At 61.5% G+C, this 22,621-nt stretch carries 14 protein-coding genes, 1 tRNA gene, 2 rRNA genes and 1 pseudogene (1 of these 18 running past the window's edge); 7 read left to right on the top strand and 11 right to left on the bottom strand.

All coding sequences use genetic code 11. The annotated features are described in order from the left end of the window. Positions 1 to 107 precede the first annotated feature (107 nt). The 3 genes from C1M53_RS32090 to C1M53_RS11760 are packed head-to-tail and all read left to right on the top strand — an operon-like array spanning position 108 to position 5,900. Positions 108 to 1,118, top strand: a complete 1,011-nt coding sequence (locus tag C1M53_RS32090; RefSeq protein ID WP_129412413.1) for a hypothetical protein — start codon at positions 108 to 110, stop codon at positions 1,116 to 1,118. Then, entirely contained in the window at positions 1,072 to 2,541 is a 1,470-nt protein-coding gene (locus tag C1M53_RS11765) for a DUF6504 family protein (RefSeq protein ID WP_129412412.1), read from the top strand. Before C1M53_RS32090 ends, C1M53_RS11765 begins: the two co-directional genes overlap by 47 nt. Positions 2,542 to 2,543: 2 nt before the next feature. Continuing rightward, a complete protein-coding gene (locus C1M53_RS11760) occupies positions 2,544 to 5,900 on the top strand; it encodes an error-prone DNA polymerase (protein ID WP_129416133.1) in 3,357 nt (1,118 codons plus the stop codon). Positions 5,901 to 5,939: 39 nt separating this feature from the next. Here C1M53_RS11760 and C1M53_RS11755 read toward each other — a convergent pair whose 3' ends face one another. The 4 genes from C1M53_RS11755 to C1M53_RS11740 form a co-directional block, all read right to left on the bottom strand. Further along, positions 5,940 to 6,146, bottom strand: coding sequence for a Trm112 family protein (locus C1M53_RS11755; RefSeq protein WP_129412411.1), 207 nt, complete (start codon positions 6,144 to 6,146; stop codon positions 5,940 to 5,942). 31 nt (positions 6,147 to 6,177) lie between these two features. After that, the gene (locus C1M53_RS11750) at positions 6,178 to 6,849 is read right to left on the bottom strand and encodes an LON peptidase substrate-binding domain-containing protein (protein WP_129412410.1); all 672 of its coding nucleotides are present in this window, start codon (positions 6,847 to 6,849) and stop codon (positions 6,178 to 6,180) included. A 200-nt stretch (positions 6,850 to 7,049) separates the two neighbouring features. Then, a complete protein-coding gene (gene trxA, locus C1M53_RS11745) occupies positions 7,050 to 8,024 on the bottom strand; it encodes a thioredoxin (protein WP_129416132.1) in 975 nt (324 codons plus the stop codon). 76 nt (positions 8,025 to 8,100) lie between these two features. Continuing rightward, the gene (locus C1M53_RS11740; protein WP_129412409.1) at positions 8,101 to 8,598 is read right to left on the bottom strand and encodes a prolyl-tRNA synthetase associated domain-containing protein; all 498 of its coding nucleotides are present in this window, start codon (positions 8,596 to 8,598) and stop codon (positions 8,101 to 8,103) included. 209 nt (positions 8,599 to 8,807) lie between these two features. On the opposite strand from C1M53_RS11740, the gene C1M53_RS11735 reads away from it, so the two are divergent. Next, positions 8,808 to 8,882, top strand: a tRNA-Gly gene (locus C1M53_RS11735). Between the two features lie 125 nt (positions 8,883 to 9,007). Here the strand turns inward: C1M53_RS11735 and C1M53_RS11730 are convergent. From C1M53_RS11730 to C1M53_RS11720, 3 genes are all read right to left on the bottom strand, one after another. After that, entirely contained in the window at positions 9,008 to 10,273 is a 1,266-nt protein-coding gene (locus C1M53_RS11730) for a HAMP domain-containing sensor histidine kinase (RefSeq protein WP_245488527.1), read from the bottom strand. Between the two features lie 143 nt (positions 10,274 to 10,416). Next, complete coding sequence (locus C1M53_RS11725) at positions 10,417 to 11,079, bottom strand: response regulator transcription factor (RefSeq protein ID WP_129412407.1); 663 nt, start codon at positions 11,077 to 11,079, stop codon at positions 10,417 to 10,419. Between the two features lie 3 nt (positions 11,080 to 11,082). Next, a complete protein-coding gene (locus C1M53_RS11720; RefSeq protein ID WP_129412406.1) occupies positions 11,083 to 11,502 on the bottom strand; it encodes a hypothetical protein in 420 nt (139 codons plus the stop codon). A gap of 301 nt (positions 11,503 to 11,803) precedes the next feature. Between C1M53_RS11720 and C1M53_RS11715 the strand changes: the two genes are divergently transcribed. The 3 genes and pseudogenes from C1M53_RS11715 (at position 11,804) to C1M53_RS11705 (ending at position 16,073) form a co-directional block, all read left to right on the top strand. Beyond that, positions 11,804 to 13,294, top strand: coding sequence for a hypothetical protein (locus C1M53_RS11715; protein ID WP_129412405.1), 1,491 nt, complete (start codon positions 11,804 to 11,806; stop codon positions 13,292 to 13,294). A 274-nt stretch (positions 13,295 to 13,568) separates the two neighbouring features. Then, positions 13,569 to 15,028, top strand: a pseudogene (locus C1M53_RS11710) (phosphatidylserine/phosphatidylglycerophosphate/cardiolipin synthase family protein). A gap of 178 nt (positions 15,029 to 15,206) precedes the next feature. Next, the gene (locus C1M53_RS11705; RefSeq protein WP_245488589.1) at positions 15,207 to 16,073 is read left to right on the top strand and encodes an endonuclease/exonuclease/phosphatase family protein; all 867 of its coding nucleotides are present in this window, start codon (positions 15,207 to 15,209) and stop codon (positions 16,071 to 16,073) included. 24 nt (positions 16,074 to 16,097) lie between these two features. Here C1M53_RS11705 and C1M53_RS11700 read toward each other — a convergent pair whose 3' ends face one another. The 4 genes from C1M53_RS11700 to C1M53_RS11685 all read right to left on the bottom strand — a co-directional run. Beyond that, positions 16,098 to 17,591, bottom strand: a complete 1,494-nt coding sequence (locus C1M53_RS11700) for a M81 family metallopeptidase (protein ID WP_129412404.1) — start codon at positions 17,589 to 17,591, stop codon at positions 16,098 to 16,100. 183 nt (positions 17,592 to 17,774) lie between these two features. After that, complete coding sequence (locus C1M53_RS11695) at positions 17,775 to 20,222, bottom strand: DNA translocase FtsK (protein WP_129416130.1); 2,448 nt, start codon at positions 20,220 to 20,222, stop codon at positions 17,775 to 17,777. A 488-nt stretch (positions 20,223 to 20,710) separates the two neighbouring features. Next, positions 20,711 to 20,825: ribosomal RNA gene (gene rrf / locus C1M53_RS11690) — 5S ribosomal RNA — on the bottom strand. 180 nt (positions 20,826 to 21,005) lie between these two features. Next, a 23S ribosomal RNA gene (locus C1M53_RS11685) occupies positions 21,006 to 22,621 on the bottom strand (it continues 1,182 nt past the right edge of the window).

The raw sequence follows: 22,621 nt of genomic DNA, 5'->3' as shown, positions 1-22,621 counted from the left end.
GCGTGACAGGAGAGGAATAAATTCTCCATGAGTCCGCTTGACTCTCATTCCACCCTCTGGAATCTATAGGAACATAACAGGAACAAATTGACTGGACGCTGACCGACATGGCGATGAACGCTGTGGCGCGAGACACTGTTTTTGCCTTGCGTCGCCAGATCGCGAAGATTGAAGGAACGCTGCCGGACCGCCTCGAGGTGCCGGCCGGCTTCGACGCGGACCGTATGCTGGTGCGGCGCAGCGGCGTGGCAGAAAGCCATGGTCTGCTCTCTACCGGTGCTGATCATTTCGACGCGGCCTTGAATGGCGGACTGCCCAAGGCTGCCTTGACCGAATTCCATGGTGTCGAGACCCGCGATGCCGGCACTGTCGCCGGTTTTGCGCTGGCCCTCGCCGGCTTGCTGCTGAAGCCGACGGAAACCCCGGCACCCATTTTGTGGGTCGGCACCGCCGAGATCTTTCGCGAGGCGGGCTTTCCCTATGCGCGCGGACTTGAGGCGAATTTCGGCATCGCACCGGAGAACCTGCTTTACGCCGAGGCGCCGAAGATCACCGACGCCTTGTGGATTGCCGAAGAAGCGGCAGGCTTGAACGCACTCTCCGCCGTCGTGCTGGAACTGCGCGGCAATCCCGATCGGCTCGACCTTACCGCCACGCGCCGGCTGCATCGCCGCGCGCTCGCAGCGGGACGGCCAGTCTTCCTGCTGCGCCAGTGCGCCTTTCCCGAGCCGACCGCTGCCCCCGTCCGCCTCGTTGTCGCGCCGGCGCCTGCCACATTGCGCAACACCATGGCCGGCCCCCTGGACGGCACGATCGGCCGGCCTGGCATCACCGTCACCATCGGCAAGAGCCGCGCCGCACAGCCCGGACAATTCACACTGGAGTGGAATCCCGATGAACGCACATTCCTGGATCGAACGCACGCGGGCGCAACCCACCAGCGGCCATGGGACACCCAGAACCGGACAAAGGATCCTGTCGCTGTGGTTTCCTTATCTTCCGGCAGAACGGATCCTGCGCCAGCGGCACGGGCGGTCCTGGCGTTCCCGCCCCGCCAGCCATTGCCCGCTGGTGATCAGCCATCGCGACCGCAACGCCCAGCGCATCGCCGCGCTTGACGAACGGGCAGAGGCACTGCGCCTGAAACCCGGCATGGGCATTGCCGATGCCCGCGCCATGCATCCGGCAATCGATGTCGTCGAGGCCGATCCACAAGCCGACCTGCGCCTGCTCGAAAGCCTGGCCGACTGGTGCGACCGCTACACACCGCTGGTCGCGCTGGACGGCTCCGACGGCCTGTTCCTCGACATCACCGGCTGCACACATCTGTTCGGCGGCGAGCACGCCATGCTCGACGAGATTCTGGCCCGCTTCTTCCACCAGGGTTTCGATGTTCGTGCCGGCATCGCTTCGACAGCGGGGGCAGCCTGGGCTGCCGCCAGGTTTCGCGGCCGCTGCATTATCGAAGCAGGACAGGAAGAGGCCCTTCTCGTCCCGTTGCCGCTTGCAGCCCTGCGCCTTGAACCGACCATCCGTGGCAGCCTGGAAAGCGTCGGCCTGCGTACGGTTGGCGCTGTCCTGGCAGCACCGCGCGCGCCGCTGGCGCGCCGCTTCGGCATTGCCTTGCTCCTGCGCATCGATCAGGCGCTCGGACGGCAGGATGAAGCCGTCTCGCCACGCCTGCCCATCGCTCCGCTTTCCGTCGAACGGCACCTCGCTGAACCCGTCACCTTGATCGACGACATCGAACGGCTGGTCCTTCTGCTTGCAACGGCCTTGAAGACCGATCTCGAGCGGCGGGGGGAGGGTGCCCGCTCGGTAGCGCTCCTGCTCTTCAGGGTCGATGGCGTGGTCACGCGCCTTGTCGTCGGCACATCGCGGTCAATGCGCGAGCCGCGGTTGATCCTGAAATTGTTCCAGGAAAAGCTGACCGCGATCGCCGAGGACTTCGACGCCGGCTACGGCTTCGACCTGGTTCGCCTCGCCATCCTGGCGACCGCTCCTTTCGACATGCAACAGGCCGACCTTACCGATGCCACCGAAGTCAGCGAGGACGACCTTGCTTTGTTCGCCGACCGCATCCGTGCGCGCCTGGGCGAAGGGGCCATTCTGAAACCGGTCGCTGTCGAAAGCCACCTGCCGGAACGTGCCGTTGCGGTCATCCCCTATTGGCAGGATGCACCGCGGCGGATTTCGCCGCCGAAAAAGCCGGCCGGCCCCAGGGAACTGCCTTCCGCCGTGCCTTACCAGCCGGAACGTCCGATCCGGCTGTTTCAGGCGCCTGAACCCGTCGAGGTTCCAGCCTCGGAAATCCCGGATGGTCCGCCGCGGCAATTCCGCTGGCGGCGGGCACTCTATCGTGTCGCCAAGGTCGAGGGGCCGGAACGACTCACCGCGGAGTGGTGGCGCAAGGACGAACCGACACGCGACTATTTTCGCATCGAGGACACCGACGGTCGCCGTTATTGGCTCTATCGCCAGGGCTTCTATGATGCTTCAAAACCGCCGCCGCGCTGGTTCATGCACGGGGTGTTTGCGTGAACATGATCGTCCAGCACGCACCGGCCTATGCCGAATTCGGCGTGCAGTCGAATTTTTCATTCCTGCGTGGCGCTTCGCGCCCCGAGGAACTGGTCGTCACCGCAAAACTCTATGGTTTTTCGGCGATCGGCATTGCCGACCGCAACACGGTCGCCGGTGTCGTACGAGCCTGGCAGCAATCGAAGGTCGAAGGCATAGCCTATCATCCCGGCTGCCGGCTGGTCTTCGGCGACGGCACCCCCGACATCCTGGCCTATCCGCGGGATCGCGAAGGGTGGGGGCATCTGTGCCGCATGCTCACCCAGGCCAACCTGCGTCCCGAGACGGAGAAAGGCGCAACGCTGCTCGAGCGGGCCGATTTGCTCGAATGGGGCGACCGCCTGTCGCTCGCCGTTCTGCCTGATCTCCTGGACGAGGGCGAAACGCAACTGGCCCTGCTACGGCAGCTGAAAGATCGCTTCGACGGCAACCTGTGGCTGGCGGCGGCTCCCGACTATCGGGGCAACGACCGCTTCCGGCTGGAGCAGGCAGCAGCCCTGGCCGCCGCGGCCGGCCTGCCCCTGATGGCGACCAATGACGTGCTCTACCACACGCCCGCGCGCCGGCCGCTCCAGGACGTGGTCACCGCGATCCGCCTCAATGTTCCCGTCGCCGAGGCCGGTTTCGAACTGGCGGCAAATGCCGAACGCCACATGAAACCGGCCATCGAAATGGCCCGGCTTTTTCGCCGATATCCAGACGCGCTGGAACAGACACGGCGCTTCGGTGAGACCTTGCGGTTTTCGCTGAGCGAACTCGAATACAACTATCCTGACGAGCCGACCTTGTCGGGTCTCGGACCGCAGGAAGAACTGGCCCGGCTGGCTTGGGAAGGTGCGGCTCTCCGTTATCCGGCCGGCGTACCGGCGGGTGTGCGCAAGCGTATCCTTGAGGAACTCGCGCTCATCGAGCGCCTCAACTATGCGCGCTATTTCCTGACGGTGCACGACATCATGCGCTTTGCGCGCGAAAAGGGAATTCTCTGTCAGGGACGGGGCTCGGCCGCCAATTCGATCGTCTGCTTCTGCGTCGGCATTACCGAGGTGGGACCTGAGCGAATCGATACGCTTTTCGAGCGCTTCATTTCCGAGGAACGAAACGAACCCCCGGATATCGACGTCGACTTCGAACATGAGAGGCGGGATGAAGTCATCGCCTACATCTATGACAAGTACAAAGAGAAGCACACCGCGCTTGCCGCTGCCGTCACCAGCTATCGCGGCCGTTCGGCCTTGCGCGAGGTCGCCAAGGCCATGGGCCTTTCCGAAGACGTCCGCAGCGCTTTGTCGAGCTCGATCTGGGGCTGGTATTCATCCGAACTCGGTGAACGGGAAACCCAGGCCGGCGGTCTTGATCGAAGCGATCCATTGACCAGGCACGTGGTTGATCTCGCCAACGAGATCATGGGTTTTCCGCGCCATCTCACCCAGCATGTCGGCGGCTTCGTCATCACCAAGGACCGGCTCGACGAGATCGTTCCCATCGTCAAGACGGCGATGGATGAACGCAAGATGGTCGAATGGGACAAGGACGATCTCGACGCGGTGAAGATCCTCAAGGTCGACGTGCTGGCGCTCGGCATGCTGTCATGCCTGAAGCGCGCCTTCACCCTGCTGGAAGATCATTATCCCGCACGCGACGAATTCGGCCGGCCTTATTCCCTGGCGACACTCCCCGAGAGCGATCAGCGCGTCTACGATATGATTTGCCGCGCCGACACCCTGGGGGTTTTTCAGATCGAATCCCGCGCGCAGATGTCGATGTTGCCACGCTTGCGGCCACGCACTTTCTACGATCTCGTCATCGAAGTTGCGATCGTCCGCCCCGGCCCCATCCAGGGCAACATGGTGCATCCTTATCTGCGGCGCAGACAGGGCAAGGAAGCTGCCGAATACCCCAAACCGGAATTGAAGGAAATTTTGGGGAAGACCATGGGCGTGCCCCTGTTCCAGGAACAGGCCATGAAAATCGCCATCGTGGCCGGCGGCTTCAAGCCGGGGGAGGCCGACCAGTTGCGTCGCGCCATGGCGACATTCAAGCGTACCGGAACCATCGGCAATTACCGCGACCGCATGATCAATGGCATGGTCGAGCGCGGCTACCCCAGGGAATTTGCCGAGCGTTGCTTCAAGCAGATCGAAGGTTTTGGCGAATACGGCTTCCCGGAAAGCCATGCCGCGTCCTTCGCCCTGCTCGTCTATGCGTCCTGCTGGTTCAAGACCTTTTACCCCGACGTCTTCTGTGCCGCGATCCTCAACTCGCAGCCGATGGGCTTCTACCAACCCGCCCAGCTGGTGCGGGATGCCCGCGATCATGGCGTCGAGGTCCGCGACGTCGACATCAACACCTCCGTCTGGGATTGCACGCTTGAAAAGGCATCCTTCGATGCCGATCGCATCGTGAGCCGCCATGCCGGAATGCGCGGCGTCATCGTAACGGATCATGCCGTGCGATTGGGCTTTCGCCAGATCAAGGGCCTATCGAAAGACAGGATGACCACTTTCATCGCCCGGCGCGGCGACGGCTACGAATCCGTGCGCGATGTCTGGCTGCGCTCCGGCCTCGACACCGACGAGATCGAAAAGCTGGCCGAGGCCGATGCGTTTCGCTCGCTTGGCATCAGCCGGCGTGACGCCCTGTGGGCAGTGCGTGCTCTGGATGGTCGCAAGGCTGCGGAGCGGCTTCCCTTGTTCGATCAGCCCGACATCAGGCTTCCCGATCTCGAACCAGCGACGAAACTGCCGATGATGCAGTCGGGTGAACACGTCATTCACGATTATCGTTCGCTCGGCCTGTCGCTCAAGGCGCATCCGGTCTCGTTCCTGCGCGACCGACTAACCCGCAGCGGCGTCACTCCGAACGCGCTGCTGTCTTCGGTGCCGGACGGCAGGCGCGTCACCGTCGCCGGCCTCGTGCTGGTGCGCCAGCGTCCGGGTAACGGCAATGCTATCTTCCTCACCCTCGAGGATGAGAAGACCGTTGCCAATGTGATCTTCTGGAAATCGACTTTCGCGCGCTTTCGGCCGATCATCATGGGCGCACGCTTCGTCCGGGTCACCGGCAAGTTGCAATGCGAGTCGGATGTCATTCACATCGTCGCGGACAGGATCGAAGATCTGACGCCCTGGCTGTCGACCTTGCTGGAAGACACGCACCCGGACCTCGCCAGATCGGCCGACGGCAGGAAACTTCTGACCGGTTCCGCCAATCGAAGTCACGGCAGCATGCCCGAGCTGCAACGGAAGCCATCGGAGCAGGATTTCCGCACCCTCGCCGATGATGCACAGAGCGTCATGCCGAAGGGCCGCAACTTTCATTGACCGGCATCAATTGACAGATGTCTGCCAACAATCCCCGGTTCAACCCTTACCCGGTGTTATCGACCGCGCCTCGGAGGGCAGCATGATCGGAATCCCGTCGCGAACCGGATAAGCCAGCTTGGCAACGCGCGAGACCAGTTCGCAGCGTTCCGCATCCCAGGCCAGAGGTCCCTTGGTCAGCGGGCACACCAGGAGCTCCAGCAGCTTGGGGTCTACATCGACCTTCTTGCCTTCCCGCTCACCCATGCTTTGCATCTCCAGCCCTGTTGCAGGAACCCTACTGCAACCCCGGACCGAAATCCTCGCCTTCGCGCGCCAGCGTCATTTCGGTGATGGCGATCAGCGTCTCAGCCCGGTTCTTCAGGTCCTGCGCTTCCAGAAGTGCCTGCTTTTCGGCCGCGCCATAAGGCGCCATCATCGACAGCGCATTGACCAGCATGGCGTTGTCTGCGCGGCTCACGCTTTCCCAGTCCGCTTCCAGATCGTTGGCCTGCAGATAGGCCCTGAAAGCTTTGAGCAAGGCCGTGCGGTCGACCGCCGATGCCGATGGATCTTCCTCGAGGTCGGCCAGGAAAGGCGCCACCCGGCATTGCCGGAACGGCGTGCGGACGCTGAGTTCCTGCGTGACCCGGAAACGGCAGACCCCTTGAAGCGACACGACATAGCGGCCGTCGCCGGTTTCCATGTAGGACGTCAACCGGCCGATACAGCCGATGCCGCTCAGTTCCGGCTCGCCATCGTCACGCAGTGCACCATCGAGGCTTGGCTGGATCATGCCGATCAGGCGCGACCCGCCCAGAATGTCGTCCACCATCTGCAGGTAGCGCGGCTCGAAAATGTTCAGCGGCAAGCGTCCGCCAGGCAGAAGCAGTGCTCCCTCCAGCGGAAAAACCGCGATCGAGGCAGGCAAATCGGTTTCGAGCCGATATCGCGTGTTTCCCGCGCGCATCCCTTTTCCTGTCCAGAGCGCTTCCGTTTTTCACGGAAACGCGGAAACGCTCTAAGTTTTTATTTTCGCCGCATTTTGGCGACGCCAAGTGATTCCACTTGGCTACAAAATGCTCCAGTCACATATTTCGCGAAGAGACCGGCCAATGCCCCTTTCGAGGCTTGCCGGGCTCCCAGCGAAGGCTCGTCCGCGCTGTGCTTTTACGAGAACAGCAGCGAGGACAGTTTGCGGCGCGTCGACAAGGTCACCTCGTCGGTCATGCCCCAGGCTTCGAACAGCTGCAACAGCTGCGCGCGCGCGCCGTCGTCGTTCCAGGTACGATCGGCCTTGACGATCGCCAGCAGATTGTCGGCCGCCTTTTCGCGTTCGCCCATCGCATTCTGGATCATGGCAAGGTCGAAGCGAGCCTGGTGATCCTTCGGGTTCTCGGCAAGACGCTTCTCAAGCTCAGCCGGGTTGCCGAGCTCCGATGCCTGCGCGGCAAGCGCTATCCGTGCCCGCACGGCACTGATTGCCGGTGCATCGGCCTTGCCTTCGGGAACCTGGCTCAGCACCGCTTCCGCACCAGCCGCGTCGCCGGCATCGAACAGAATCTCGGCAAGGCCGGCGATCGCTTCGACCGTATCCGGCGCCTGCTCCAGGATCGACTGATAGATATCGGCAGCGGTCTGCACATCGCCGGCACCGCGAGCCTCGGTTGCGGCAGCCAGGGCCTCGGCAAGCTGCGGCTGGCCGCCACCCTTGCCGCCGACCCGCTCGATGAATTCACGGATCTGGCTTTCGGGAACAGCGCCCATGAAGCCGTCGACAGGCTGTCCGTTCTTGAAAGCGATGACCGCTGGAATGGACTGGATACCAAGCTGTCCGGCGATGGAAGGATGCTCGTCGATGTTCATCTTGACGAGCTTCACCGTGCCACCGGCAGCGTTGATTGCCTTTTCCAGCAAGGGCGTCAGCTGCTTGCACGGTCCGCACCAGGGTGCCCAGAAATCCACCAGCACCGGCTGGTTTCGCGATTCCTGGATGACGTCGGCGGTGAAGGTCGCCGTGGTCGTATCCTTGATCAGGTTGCCGGCGGCGCCATTTGCCGGTGCGGCCCCGCCGTTCTGCCCGCCATACTGGACGGTTGTCGTATACGCGTTGCCCATGCCGCCGAACGGATTTTGGTCACTCATCATCTTGTCCTTTCGGGTCGCCGGCAAAAAACGGCGGCCCAGTTCTGCAGGGGCTGGTTTGCCACCAATGTGGCGATCACGCCGAGACTTTCAAGATAACAGGCTCGTGGCCGGTTGCCTCGATGAATCTGATCAGGTCGCCCGAAGTGATCGATGTGGTCGCTTCATTGGTCAACGGATGCGCGTTGATGACCTGATTTTCCATCAGCGGCGCGTCGAGCACGATCTTGACCTGCTTTTCGCTGTCGTTGATCAGCCCGAAGACGGTGACGGCGCCGGGAACGACCCCGAGCAATTCCAGCAGTTTTTCGGGCTTGCCGAACGAAACCCGGCTGGTCGCCCCGATCAGATGGTGGATCTGTTTGAGGTCGACCTCCGCTTCCTCGTCGACGGTCACCAGGAAGAAATTGTCCTTCTTGTCCTTGAGGAACAGGTTTTTGGTGTGCCCGCCGGCGATTTCACCGCGCAGCGCCTGCGAATCGGCAACGGTGAAGAGCGGTGCATGCCGGCGCGTCGAAACCTCGATGCCCAGGCCGGCCAGGAAAGCGAAAAGCTCGTCTTCAGTCTTGGCCATGCTGCTCCACCAATTGCCGCGCAAGGATCCGACATCGCCATCCGTGCGCCATATGAACGCGTATCCTCCTGATCCATAGAGCAGAGGGAGCCTGCAAGCCAAGGCGTTTTGGTCACTTTTGCCAACGATGCAAAAAGCGCATTTTTCCCTGTTGCATTCGGCGCGGTCTTCGGCCATATAGGCCCGGCTTGCGGCCCAAGGCCGTGTGAGCGGGTGTAGCTCAGGGGTAGAGCACAACCTTGCCAAGGTTGGGGTCGGGCGTTCGAATCGCCTCACCCGCTCCAGTTTTCCTCCGGAAAACCAAGCTGTTAGAAAAAGGTCGCCGCGTGGCGGCCTTTTCTGTTTTTGCGGTTGGTCGCAATCCCGTCACGGCTAGACCGGTTTGACGGGAACCGTCGACTGCCACATCTCACGATGCAGAGACAACCGGCCGGCTAGATCCTTCGCTCTCTGCGTCATTCCGGGCCAAGGCGAGAGGCAGCCTCAAAACGACGAGCGCGCCACCGCTCGAGGCGTTCTGGAACGACATCGATCCGTTGTTCAGCGCTACGATCTCTCGCGCGATTGCCAGTCCCAGACCGCTTCCAGGTGCGCTCTCATCAAAGCGCCGCCCTCTTACGCCAACCAGCTTCAAGTTCGATTGGTCAATTCCCGGTCCGTCGTCGCTTATTCTCAATTCAGCGACATCGCCGTCTTTGCGAATCTGGATGCTCACCGTGGACTTCGCCCATTTGGCGGCGTTCTCCAAAACGATCCCAACAAGTTCGATGAGGTCGTTTGCGTCGATATCGACATCGAGCTCATCATTCAGATCGGCCAGCCACTCGAGCCGTTCGCCTTCTTTTGTCTTCTGCAGGACGAGCATCGCGCGTGTGACGACAGGATTAAGCGGGGCTCTCAGCATGTGCAGCCGCGCGCGATGGCGCAGCCGCGACAGGCGCAGCTGATAGTCGATGCGCTCGTGCATTTCGTCCGCCAGGTTGGCGATGGCGGCCGCATGGTGATGATCGCCGCGCACCTCCAGTTCATGCGCGATGGTGCCGATTACCGACAACGGGGTCTTGAGCCCGTGTGCCAGATCCGCGGCGCGCGAACGCGCGAACTCGATGGATTTTTGCTGCAAGGCCAACAGTTCGTTGACCTCGACGACCAAGGGGACAACCTCGGCGGGATAGCTTCTTTCGACGGAACTGGCTGTCCCCTTGCGAATGCTCTCGACGTCCTGACGCAGTTTCTTGAATGGCAGGAGACCGAAATGCACCTGCAGGACAGCAATGACGACGAGAGCGCCACCCAGCACAAGCAGGGCTATCACCATTGACCAGGCGAAGTCCTTGATGGAGTCGTCGAGTATCGAGCGGTCCTGGGCAACGATGATCTGGTAGCGCTTGTCCTGCTGGTTGGTCTTGAAGTTCGCGTTCAGCGACAAGGCGATCAGTGACTGCCCCGCAGGTCCTGTCATCGTCGAGAACCGCTGTCCTTCCAGCTTGGGATCCGTATCCAGAATTCGGTCCCAAAGTGAGCGGGAACGTATGGTCCGCTGCGAGTCCATATCGCGGACCTGCCAATAAAGGCCGCTGTGCGGCGTGTCATAGCGGGGGTCGGGCAATCGGCCCGAAAGACGCGGTACATCGCCGGTCACGTCCAGATCGACCAGCGCCACAAGGCGCGCCATGGTTGCCGAAAGATCGGACCGCGCACCCCGCTCGACGCTTTCAACGAAAAGGTAGCCAAGCGCGATGCCGGCCAGAACGAGCGCAAAAGCGATCGAGACGGCAGTCCCGACAATCATCCGAACCTTGAGCGAGCCAAGTTTCATCAGAAATTGCCGCCGAGCGTGTATCCGTGTCCTCGACGCGTTACGATGACGTCAGCACCCAGGCGTTTGCGCAGACGGGCAACCAGGACCTCGACTGAATTGGAGTCCCTTGCGAAATCCTGCGAATAGAGATGCTCTGTTATCTCCATCTGCGAGACAACTCTTTCCCGCTGATGCACCATGAAAGCAAAGAGACGGTACTCCTGAGGGGTCAGCGATATCGGAAGCCCGTCGCGGGTCACCTGTTTCATGCGTGTGTCGAGCATGTATTGTCCGACCTCGATCTGGGAGGACGAAAACCCGCCAGCGCGACGCACGAGAGCACGTATCCGGGCAACCACCTCTTCCATACGGAAGGGCTTGACCACGTAATCGTCGGCACCGGCCTCTATGCCTTCCACCCTCTCGTTCCATTGGCCACGGGCGGTCAGGATCAGCACGGGCATGTTCCGCCCAGCGCGACGCCAGCGCTTGAGGATCGTCAATCCGTCCAGGTCCGGAAGTCCCAGGTCGAGAATGACAGCATCGAATGTCTCGGTATCGCCGCGGAACCAGACGTCTTCCCCCTTCGAGGTGAACTCGATCGCAAAACCTGCCGCGCCGAGCGCCTGACCAAGCGCCTGGGCAATGCGGCGATCATCTTCGGCAACCAGAACGCGCATCCGTCATTTCACTCCAACCAGGCGGCCGCTTCGGGCATCGAACGAATAGCGACGGAGCTGATCCCCCGATTCAAGAACCTTCATTTCGTAGCGAAGTGATCCGCCGACCGATTTCAGCTGCGCATCCAGGATCTGGCCGTTGGTCAACTTCCGGGTCGCCGCGGTGATCGCGTCGAGGGGAAGGGCATGCTGGTTCTGCACTGCATCCAGGGCCGCGTCCTTGCCTCCATCGCCTTCGTCGAGGTCAGGGGACGGCCGCGAAACCGAATAATCTCCCCAGATGCCGCCATCATGCCCGCCGCCCGTGTCGTCGGACTCCGAATCCGAACTGCTGACGCCGCCGCTTCCACCATCGTCCGAGCCCTCGCCCGAATCCTGAGCGTGCACGCCCGCCGATAGCAGCAACAGCAGCGCCCCGCTCATCACGAGACACCTCAAGTCAGCCAGTCGTCTCACAGCAATCTCCGGATCCGCTCGTCACTTTACAGGAACGTAGCTGAAAATTCGCTGACATTCGCTTCAGGCGCCTGTCAGCTTGACCGGTTTAGAAACGCGTCCATGAAACAGAGCAACCCGCAAGCGCGCCACAGCCGGCAAGGGGGAAGAATGGTGTTTCGCCTCATCCCCGGTTTCGCATTCGTCACCATCTTGTGCGCGATAGCGCTGGCAATCCCCGTGGTGCAGCACAGACCTTCATCGAACCTGTATCGGGTACTGCAATGCCATGAGTGGAAACACATGGGTTGCTTCCTCAACCGTTGAGCAAGACCTCCCCGCATCGGCTGGACCTCGGTCCGGACATGTCCTGGACACCGATCCTTCCCAGCGATGCCAAACCCCAACGTTTTCCCCGGAGACATGTCCTTTGATCCCGATAAAAAAGCGGCCTTTCACGCTCGGCATAGTGTTTGCCGCAGCTGCAATGAACACCGCAACCCCACTCATCGCGCCCGTTTTCGGCCCCCGTCTCTCAATGGCCACCCAGGCACATGCCTCCGCCCCGGTTGAGATGAATGCCGCAGCTCTGCTCAGGGACATGCGGGGGTCCCTGGCGGCGATAGCCTTCAGCTTCAAGGAGACCTCCGCCGACAGCAGGCGTCGGAGCGGCGCAAACGTTGTTGCGGCCGTGACCCAAACGTCCAGGGCCATGCAGGAACTCGAAGGAGCGCTGGCATCGAACAACGCGCCATCGATTGCCAAAGGCACCAAGGCTGTGTCGAGAGCCGTCGGCGATCTCCAGACCCGATACGCACTGTCAGCGGCGAAGAGCGCCGCCGCCACGAAGGCGCTGCAACGGTTCAATTTGGCCTGGTCTGCATACTCGTCGCGTTATGTGCTTTCCAGGCCGGCAAAATCGATCCCAAAGGCCTCAAGGGCAGAAGTGCACGCCCTTAAAAGGAAAGTCTCCAATCTCACCGCAAGGGTTCGCACTCTGGAGAACCAGGTCGCGGACAACGCCGCACTGCGGGCCGAAGTTCGGCGCATGCATCGTGAGATCGCTTATCTCGACGGGCGCTTTGAAGATCCGGTGGTCTATCAGCGCGCCGCGTTCATGCTGGTGGTGTTCGCAGGATATTTCGATGCTTTCGTTGTGACGACACGAAACTACTATCCCGCTTACTACGTATACTTCGACAACCCCTATTACATATCGCCGCGCTTCGACGATTATTGGGACGGTTACTATGACGGATATTATGACGGCCTGGCCTCGAGCTGGTACGACGACCCGATCATCGTCGTTGATCCCATCCTGGAGGTCAGCCAGCCGGAGATCTATCAGGATGTCACCTATGAGACGATCTACAATGTGACCAACGAGACGACCAACATCTATGTGGCGCTGCCCGAAGAGGACCTGTCGCGGGCGGCTGTCGAGCCCCTGCCGGCAGATGTCGACTTCACCGTTGAAAAGGCCGTGACGAATGAGACCGGCGCGCTGCCGGATAGCAGCGACATCCACATCAACGATGCCAGCATCGACCGTGAGCAGCCCCAGCAACCCGGACAGGACGATGGCGAAGCGATCGACAGAGGGAGGCTGGCCCCCAGAGCCGAGCCGTCCGCAGACGACGAAATGCCCGCCGATGTTGGTGGAACCCGGCCGCATGATGAGGTTCTACCCCCACCGGATGAAACCTCACCTTCGGAGGATGAGGCTCTGCCGACGGACGAAGACGTTCCACCCCAAAATGAGGCTCTGCCCCGACGATAAGATCGGCGGATGGAAAGGTTTGGCTGCACCGCGACTGCGGCGGGATAGCCAATCTTTGACTTTGCAGGGATGGGGTCAGGTGTACGGGGTTACGCCATCCCTGCAGTTTTCCTCCGGAAAACCAGGCGTGTGGAACGGCGCATTCAGAGTGCTTTTTGTTTTCCGAGCCCTGTTTTTCAAGGTCAGCGCTGGCAAGCTGCCGTGAGTTCGCGCCGATCAGCGCCTTCAAGGATATCGATCGACGGCGTTGAAGATAACTGCATAGATATCTGCCATGTGGACATCGATCACGACCCATTGGCCCCAATTCCTCGCTGTCGTCTCGATGGTGATCACCGCGGTCGCTGCTGCACATGCGGCGATGACCAAGGACGAAGTGCGGGCAGCCATCGGCTGGGTCGGTATCATCATCCTGTCGCCTTTCATCGGCGCAGCGCTTTATGCCATTGCCGGGATAAACCGGATCAGGGGTGTCTCGCTCGCAGCGGAGCGGGCGGCGGCCGGGCGTGCCGTGCTGGAACACACACGATTCGACGCGACGGACAGCTCCATCGAAGCCCGCTTCGGCCCGCGTTTCGTGGCGCTCAAGACCGCCGGCGACAGGATAACCCACCACGTCCTGACCACGGCGAATGCCGTCACCATGATCGAAAGCGGCGACGAAGCCTATGCCGCCATGATCGCGGCGATCGACGGCGCGCAACGCAGCGTCATCCTCGAGACCTACATCTTCGACCGCGATCCGATCGGACTGCGCATTGCCGATACCCTGATAAAAGCCGTGCGACGTGGTGTTGCCGTGCGTGTGCTGATCGACGCGGTCGGCGCCCGCTACTCGGTTCCCAGCATTGTCGGCTATCTGCAGAAGGGCGGCGTCCCGACCGACGTGTTCAACGGCAGCATCATCGTGGGGCTGCGTCTGCCCTATGCCAATCTGCGGACCCACCGCAAGATCCTGGTCGCTGATGGCGCTGTGGCCTTCATGGGTGGAATGAACATAAGACAGGCCTTCACCGCCGAATTTGCCGGCGCCGACATGGCGCGCGACACCCATTTCCGCATCGACGGTCCGGTGGTCTCCGACATCTTCTCGGTTGCCGCCGAGGACTGGTTTTTCGCCAGTGGAGAACGGCTGCAGGGCGACGCCTGGCATATCGCGTTCGACGCGGCCGGAGATCCGGGCTCGCCGATGCTGATGCGAGCGCTGCCTTCCGGACCCGATGCCAGCCTGGAAGCCAATCACAAGATGCTGATGGCGGCCTTTTCGGTCGCCCGCCGATCCATCCGCATCATGTCGCCCTATTTCCTGCCGGACCGGGAATTGATCAGCGCCCTGACCACCGCGGCGCGACGCGGCGTCGACATCGACATCGTCGTGCCGTCCGTCAACAATCTCGTTCTCGTCGACCGTGCCATGACTGCCCAGTTCGACCAGGTCCTCAGGAGCTATTGCAAGGTCTGGCGCGCGCAGGGCCCCTTCAATCATTCCAAACTGCTTGTCGTCGATTCAACCTGGGCCTTCATCGGCTCGTCGAATCTCGATCCGCGGTCGCTCAGACTGAATTTCGAGATCGACCTGGAAGTGCTGGATCCCGCTTTCGCCGAAAAAATAGAGGCACGCATCGAACCGCGGTCGGTTCGGCAAAGGAGGTGACGCTGCCGGAATTGCGTCAGCGTCCATTTCTTGTACGCTTGATCGACCGGATTCTCTGGCTCGGTTCGCCTTATCTTTGACCGAGTTCTTTGGCGTCCTGCCGGAGCAGGGCGACACGGCTTTACCTGGAGCGTTTCCGTTTTTCACGGAACCGAGGAACGCTCCAACTCTTTGTTTTACGCAACTCCGGACGGAAAACCGCTACACACTTTTCCTGGAATTGCTCTAGTTGGAAAAGACGACACAGGCTTGGGACTGATGATCGGCAAGGAAACGAGAAGCAGCATGCACCGGCTGGGCGGTGGCCTCCCAGCAAACATCCTCGAGCGCATCCGCATGCGCCGGGACCAGGCGGAACCGGTGACCGCGAGCGTCGAACAGGCCGGTGTGCTCGTCGCCTCCTACAATGTCCACAAATGCGTGGGCACCGACGGAAAGTTCGATCCGGAACGGACCGGCCGCGTCATCCATGAGATCGATGCCGATGTCATCGCCCTCCAGGAAGCGGACAAGCGCTTCGGTGATCGTACCGGTTTGCTGGATCTGGTACGGCTGGAGCGCGAGGCCGGGCTCACCGCCGTACCGATCCCGGGTCAGCTCAAGGCACACGGTTGGCATGGAAATGTCGTTCTCTTCAGGCGCGGCAGCGTGCGCGACGTCCACCAGATCAAGCTGCCCGGGCTGGAGCCGCGCGGTGCAGTGGTTGCCGAGATCGAACTGGAAGCCGGCGGCATCATCCGGATCGTCGCAGCGCATTTCGGTCTTCTTCGCCGCTCGCGGACCCGGCAGGTTCGCGCGATCCTGGATATCATGAACGACAGGCGCGAGACCCCGACCCTGCTGATGGGCGACCTCAACGAATGGCGGCTCAACGACCGCTCCGCGCTCGCCATGTTCGAGACCGCGTTCGGGGAATTGCCGCCTGCCGTCCCGAGTTTTCCGTCGCGATTGCCCTTGCTGGCGCTCGACCGGCTGATTTCAAACCGCAAGGAAATCCTGTCGCCTGTCATCGCCCACGACACACCTCTGGCGCGCCTGGCTTCCGACCATCTTCCGATCAAGGCCTGGGTCAATCTTGCCCCGGCGCAGTCGACGCCGGTCGGGAACAAGCTTCAGGCCGCTTAGAGCGCCGCGCCTCTGGGCCATGCGCTAGGCAGCCGGCGCCCATCGGACGTCGGCATCCAGCGGATAGATCGGTCTCGCGAGCCTGCGGAATGTGAACAGCTCGTAGTTTGAGCTGGTGACGCCGGAACTGGCGCATTCGACGACGGCCTTGGAACGCGGCTCGAACACCGGCCGGCAATACATGCGTGACTTGAGCAGGAGGAAACGCGCCGCCAGCGGATCGAGCCCCGCACAGTGAAAGACACCGAGATCCCACGGCTCGTGCGGCAGCTCGGTGATCAGGATCGACGCGTTTGCGGTCTCGAATTTGACCGCGCGTCCCATCCTGCAAAGCTGGCCCGTATAGATCGGACCCGAAACGATGTAGTTGCCGTCGCTGATTGCGGCGACATGCCCCTGGAGCTTCAACGGTGCGCGTGGCGCAACGAAGCCTTCCGCCTTCATCTTGTTGCCAAGGTCGATGGTAGTCGTCGCACCGGCGCCGGCGGAAATCAGGGCTTCGACCGCCGCCGGGTCACAGATCGGGCCGGCGACGATGCCGTCGAGGCCCATTCCAAGCATGGCCTCCAGCACATCCATCGTATCGCAGGTACCGCCCGACATGCAGTTGTCGCCGTGGTCGAGCAGCAGTACCGGGCCCTTTCCCGGTCTCTGCGAGGCCTCTGCCGCGGCCGTCAGGGATACCTCCAGCGGCAGCTCGTCATAGAGGAATTCGGCGCGTCGCCGCCAGGCCTGTTCTGCGATCTCACCGGCCATCGCCTTCGCCGTGTCTGCGTCATCTGCGACGACCACCACGCAGACACCGGTCTGCGGCATGTCTGCAATCGGAAAACCGCCGAACAAAGTGACGGCATGGACGCCGTCGCGCTTTTCCGCTTCGATCGCCAGATCGACGATGTCGGTCATCGCGCCGGCGACACTGGTGTTCATGCGCAATGTCGCCGCAAGCATGGGTGGGTGGACCCGGTGCTGCCTTGGGCTGGCGGCCCCATTCAAAAGCGCGTCGATGATGCGCGTGACATGCTCGCCGGTCGCGTACATGTCGACATGCGGATAGGTCTTGAAGCCGACGATGCAATCGCAGTTGTCGACCATGCGTTGCGTGACGTTGCCATGCAGGTCGAGCGCGACGCCAAGCGGAACCCGCGGCGCAATTCGTCTTATGCGTACAAGCAACTCCCCTTCGGCATCGTCGAAGCGGTCGGTCACCATCGCTCCATGCAGGTCGAGCAAGATCGCATCGCAACCCGCTTCCACCGCCCGAAGGATGGCGCTCGCCATCGTCTCGAAGGCCTCGTTGTCGACCGGCCCGCTGGGATTGGCCGTCGCTGCCAACGGCGTCGCCAGTTCGGCACCGATCCGCTCCGCATAGGCATGGAACGCACCGAGCGCGGTGTTGGAATCCTTGCCGAAAATGCGGGCCGCTTCATCCCATTGCGGATCGAAGGAGGCCAGCGTCGTCACGACCGGCGAGAAGGTGTTGGTTTCATGGTTCAGCCGGGCGACGACAATCCGCATCCGTCACATCTCCGATCCGCCGTTTTCAGGGGCGAGTCTGCGCCCGCCGGCGATGTTCGGCCGGCCGGGCATTTCCGATAGCGCCAGACCGCAGTCTTGCGCGGGCCAGATAGCACTTTTCAAAAAAAATGCCGCCCGGCGAGGGGCGGCATTTTTTGCTGCGATGGGAACGCCGATGCGTGGCTAGCGGATGATCTCGCGCTTGCCGACATGGTTGGGCTCGCCGACGATGCCTTCCTTCTCCATGCGCTCGACGATCGAGGCGGCACGGTTGTAGCCGATGCCGAGCCGACGCTGGATGTAGGAGGTCGAGCACTTCTTGTCGCGCAGCACCACCTTGACCGCCTCGTCATAGAGGTTGTCGCCGTCCTCGGCGCCCATGCCGCTCTTGTCGAACACCGGACTCTCGTCGACCTCGGGCAGTTCTTCCTCTTCGTCGGCGGTGACCGTCTCGAGATATTCGGGCCGCCCTTGGGATTTGAGGTGATTGACGACATGCTCGACCTCGGCGTCGGAGACGAAGGGACCGTGCACGCGGGCAATGCGGCCGCCACCGGCCATGTGCAGCATGTCGCCCTGGCCGAGAAGCTGTTCGGCACCCTGTTCGCCAAGGATGGTGCGTGAGTCGATCTTCGAGGTGACCTGGAACGAGATACGGGTCGGGAAGTTGGCCTTGATGGTACCGGTAATGACGTCGACCGAAGGACGTTGCGTCGCCATGATCAGGTGGATACCGGCGGCGCGGGCCATCTGGGCGAGGCGCTGGATCGCGCCTTCGATCTCCTTGCCGGCGACCATCATCAGGTCCGCCATCTCGTCGACGATGACGACGATGTAAGGCATCGGCGCGAGGTCGATTTCCTGTTCCTCGAACAGCGGTGCGCCGGTGCCTTTTTCGAAGCCGGTCTGAACCTGCATCACCACGATCTCGCCCTTGTCGCGGGCAATCGCCGCGCGCTGGTTGTAGCCGTCAATGTTGCGCACGCCGAGCCGCGCCATCTTGCGATAGCGGTCCTCCATCTCGCGCACCGCCCACTTGAGCGCAGTGACCGCCTTCTTGGGGTCGGTGACGACCGGCGTCAGAAGGTGCGGGATGCCGTCATAGATCGAAAGTTCCAGCATCTTTGGATCGACCATGATGAGGCGGCATTCCTCCGGCTTCAGCCGATAGAGCAGCGACAGGATCATGGTGTTGATCGCCACCGATTTGCCCGAGCCGGTGGTGCCAGCGACGAGCAGATGCGGCATCTTGGCAAGCTCGGCGATGACAGGTTCGCCACCGATGGTCTTGCCCAGGCAAAGCGCCAGCTTGCAGGCCGTGTTCTGGAAGCCGTCCGACTCGATCAGCTCGCGGAAATACACGGTCTCGCGGGTCTCGTTCGGCAGTTCGATGCCTATGACGTTGCGGCCCGGGATGACAGCGACGCGCGCCGAAATGGCCGACATCGAGCGGGCGATATCGTCGGCAAGGCCGATGACGCGCGAGGACTTAACGCCGGGCGCCGGCTCGAATTCATAAAGGGTGACGACAGGGCCGGGGCGGACATGGATGATCTCGCCCTTGACGCCGAAGTCCTCCAGCACGCTTTCAAGAAGGTCGGCGTTCTGCTCCAGCCGCTCCTGCGACATGTAGAAACCCTGGCCTTCCGGCGGCAGTTGCAGCAGGTCTTCCGACGGCAGTTCGTATTCGCCCGGCTCGACCTGCACCACCTTGCCGACCATGGGCAGCGACTGGCGCGGCGCCGGCATGGTGATCTCGACGGTGCGCGAGGAGGCAGCCGGCGTGGCGTCGTTGGCTGCAACGGGCCTGTTCGCCGAGGCGGCCACGGCTGCCGGTGTTTCAACGACCGGCACAGCCACTTCGGCAACGTCCGCCACGACCGCCGCCTTGGTTGCTTCGACCGGCGTCAGCTGCATGGAGGTCGACACCTCAATGACCTTGTAGAGGGAAGTCACATCCGGAGACACCAACGGCAGCGGCTCGGCCTGGCGCGGCGTGATGGCAGGCGCCTTGGCCGGTGCCACCGGGGCAGGGGCTGCCGCGTGCTGCGGCTGGAATTCGGAAGCAAACTCGAAGAAGGCATGATCCGAAATATAGGACCAGCGCGTGTTGCGCCGCGGCGCCAGGGCCGCCGGCTGCTGCGGAGCAGCGGCCGTCGGAGCGACAACAGGTGCGGCGATCACCGGAGCCTGTATTGCGACACGTACGGGCGACGCCTGCGGTACGGAAGGGATTGCCGCCTGGGGTTGCGGCGAAGCCGGTCTCGCGATCGTGGCAGGCGCCGGAGCGGCAACCTGCGCAACGGCGCCAGCATGCTGCTCGGCCTGCGGCTCCTGCTCCTCTTCCTCAGCGGAGATTTTCTTGATCTCGCGATCGGGTGTGCGCGTGAAGCGGACATTCGGTGCCAGGAAGAAGTAGTCCTGCCATTCCGGGCGCGCAAACTCACCCTCTCCGCCGAAATTGGGGAACACTGCGCCGTCGTTCTGAGGTTTCACATAACTGTGCGCATTGCTGTCCCGGCTGGTGATCCGACCGGCAAAATCGATGGCGTGCGACTGCGCCGGCTCGTGGCGGTGCTGCTCATCCTCCCCGAGCGCTATTGCAGTCAGATTTGCCCGAGAAAAACGCATGGATGCCATACCGGAGACTCGCCAATTGAATGTCCCCTGAGACATAGGAACCGATGGTTAACAGTCCCTTCCGAAAACGGTCTGGCCAGACGGAACAGCGCCGTTTTGGCACAGCCGCACGACGGCCTTGGCGGCGCGGAAACCGTCTTCTGCGGGCAAATCACCCGGCTCTGAACTGCCAAAGAATTTTTTGCGAATTGCCGCAGGTCCGCGATCGTGATCCGTGACGAAGGAACGTCGAAAATCGTGCCGGCTCGGCGGTTTTCGAAGGTGAGCCGCACGGCTGACAGAAACGGGGAGGACGGCAGGATTTCAGAAGCGTCAGGTCGCCCCGCAACGGCTGTCCGTTCGGAACAAATTAACGGCCGCCGCAACGCGACAGCCCGCAAGATAACTGATCTCAGCTTGGAAAAGGTATTCTGCAGCAAACAGGCTACACATGGTGCAGCTGTTTTGATCAAAAGAGAAGTTCTACGTGCGTTTAGCAGACCTGGCAGCGACCTACTCTCCCGCGTCTTGAGACGAAGTACCATTGGCGCTGGAGCGTTTCACGGCCGAGTTCGGAATGGGATCGGGTGCAGCCGCTCCGCCATAACCACCAGGTCGGCAAAACGCACGTAATCGAGAAGCTGTGTTTTGTGCCAACCTCGCGTCGGGCGACAGTCCGCAAGCGCGACTGCGCGTCCGAGCCTTTGCGAGGCCCTGCCCGGAGGCGTCGGCGAAGCCGACTGCCGCGAGGGCAAAAGATCATCTGACTTCGTCAGATGGACATAAGGAATGAGAACGATCAAGCCGATCGAACTATTAGTACCGGTAAGCTTCAAGCGTTGCCGCTCTTCCACACCCGGCCTATCAACGTGGTCGTCTTCCACGGTTCTCAGGGAATACTCGTTTCAAGGTGGGTTTCCCGCTTAGATGCCTTCAGCGGTTATCCCGTCCGTATATAGCTACCCTGCTATGCGGCTGGCGCCACAACAGGTCCACCAGAGATACGTCCATCCCGGTCCTCTCGTACTAGGGACAGATCCTTTCAATATTCCTACACCCACGGCAGATAGGGACCGAACTGTCTCACGACGTTCTGAACCCAACTCACGTACCGCTTTAAATGGCGAACAGCCATACCCTTGGGACCTGCTCCAGCCCCAGGATGCGATGAGTCGACATCGAGGTGCCAAACAACCCCGTCGATATGGACTCTTGGGGGTCATCAGCCTGTTATCCCCGGCGTACCTTTTATCCGTTGAGCGATGGCCCTTCCACACGGGACCACCGGATCACTATGACCGACTTTCGTCTCTGCTCGACTTGTCAGTCTCGCAGTCAGGCAGGCTTATGCCATTGCACTCAGCGAACGATTTCCGACCGTTCTGAGCCCACCATCGCGCGCCTCCGTTACTCTTTAGGAGGCGACCGCCCCAGTCAAACTACCCACCATACATTGTCCCGGACCCGGATAACGGGCCGCGGTTAGACATCCATAGTAATAAGGGTGGTATTTCAAGGGTGGCTCCACCAAGGCTGGCGCCCTGGCTTCAAAGCCTACCACCTATCCTACACATGCCACTACGAATGCCAATGTAAAGCTATAGTAAAGGTGCACGGGGTCTTTCCGTCTAACCGCAGGAACCCCGCATCTTCACGGGGAATTCAATTTCACTGAGTCTATGCTGGAGACAGCGGGGAAGTCGTTACGCCATTCGTGCAGGTCGGAACTTACCCGACAAGGAATTTCGCTACCTTAGGACCGTTATAGTTACGGCCGCCGTTTACTGGGGCTTCGATTCAGAGCTTGCACCCCTCCTCTTAACCTTCCAGCACCGGGCAGGCGTCAGACCCTATACGTCGCCTTGCGGCTTCGCAGAGCCCTGTGTTTTTGATAAACAGTCGCTACCCCCTGGTCTGTGCCACCCTCCAATACTTGCGTAATGAAGGGTCACGCTTCTTCCGAAGTTACGCGTGCAATTTGCCGAGTTCCTTCAGCATAGTTCTCTCAAGCGCCTTGGTATACTCTACCTGACCACCAGTGTCGGTTTCGGGTACGGTCTATAAGTGGGAGCTATTTCCTGGAACCGCTCCGCTGCCCTTCCAATCCGATAAGGTTGGACAACTTGTGCAATCCGTCACTACCCACAGGCCCACGAATATTAACGTGGTTCCCATCGACTACGCGTTTCCGCCTCGTCTTAGGGGCCGGCTAACCCTGCTCAGATTAACTTTAAGCAGGAACCCTTGGTCTTTCGGCGGGGGAGTCTCTCACTCCCCTTACGTTACTCATGTCAGCATTCGCACTTCTGATACCTCCACCGCCCCTCACGGGTACGGCTTCACTGGCTTACAGAACGCTCCGCTACCGCTCGCATTGCTGCGAACCCTAAGCTTCGGTGTATGGCTTTAGC

Source organism: Mesorhizobium sp. Pch-S (assembly GCF_004136315.1).
GTDB lineage: Bacteria > Pseudomonadota > Alphaproteobacteria > Rhizobiales > Rhizobiaceae > Mesorhizobium.
Note: the sequence above shows the minus strand (reverse complement) of the source record. Positions and strands in the feature narration are given on the sequence as shown.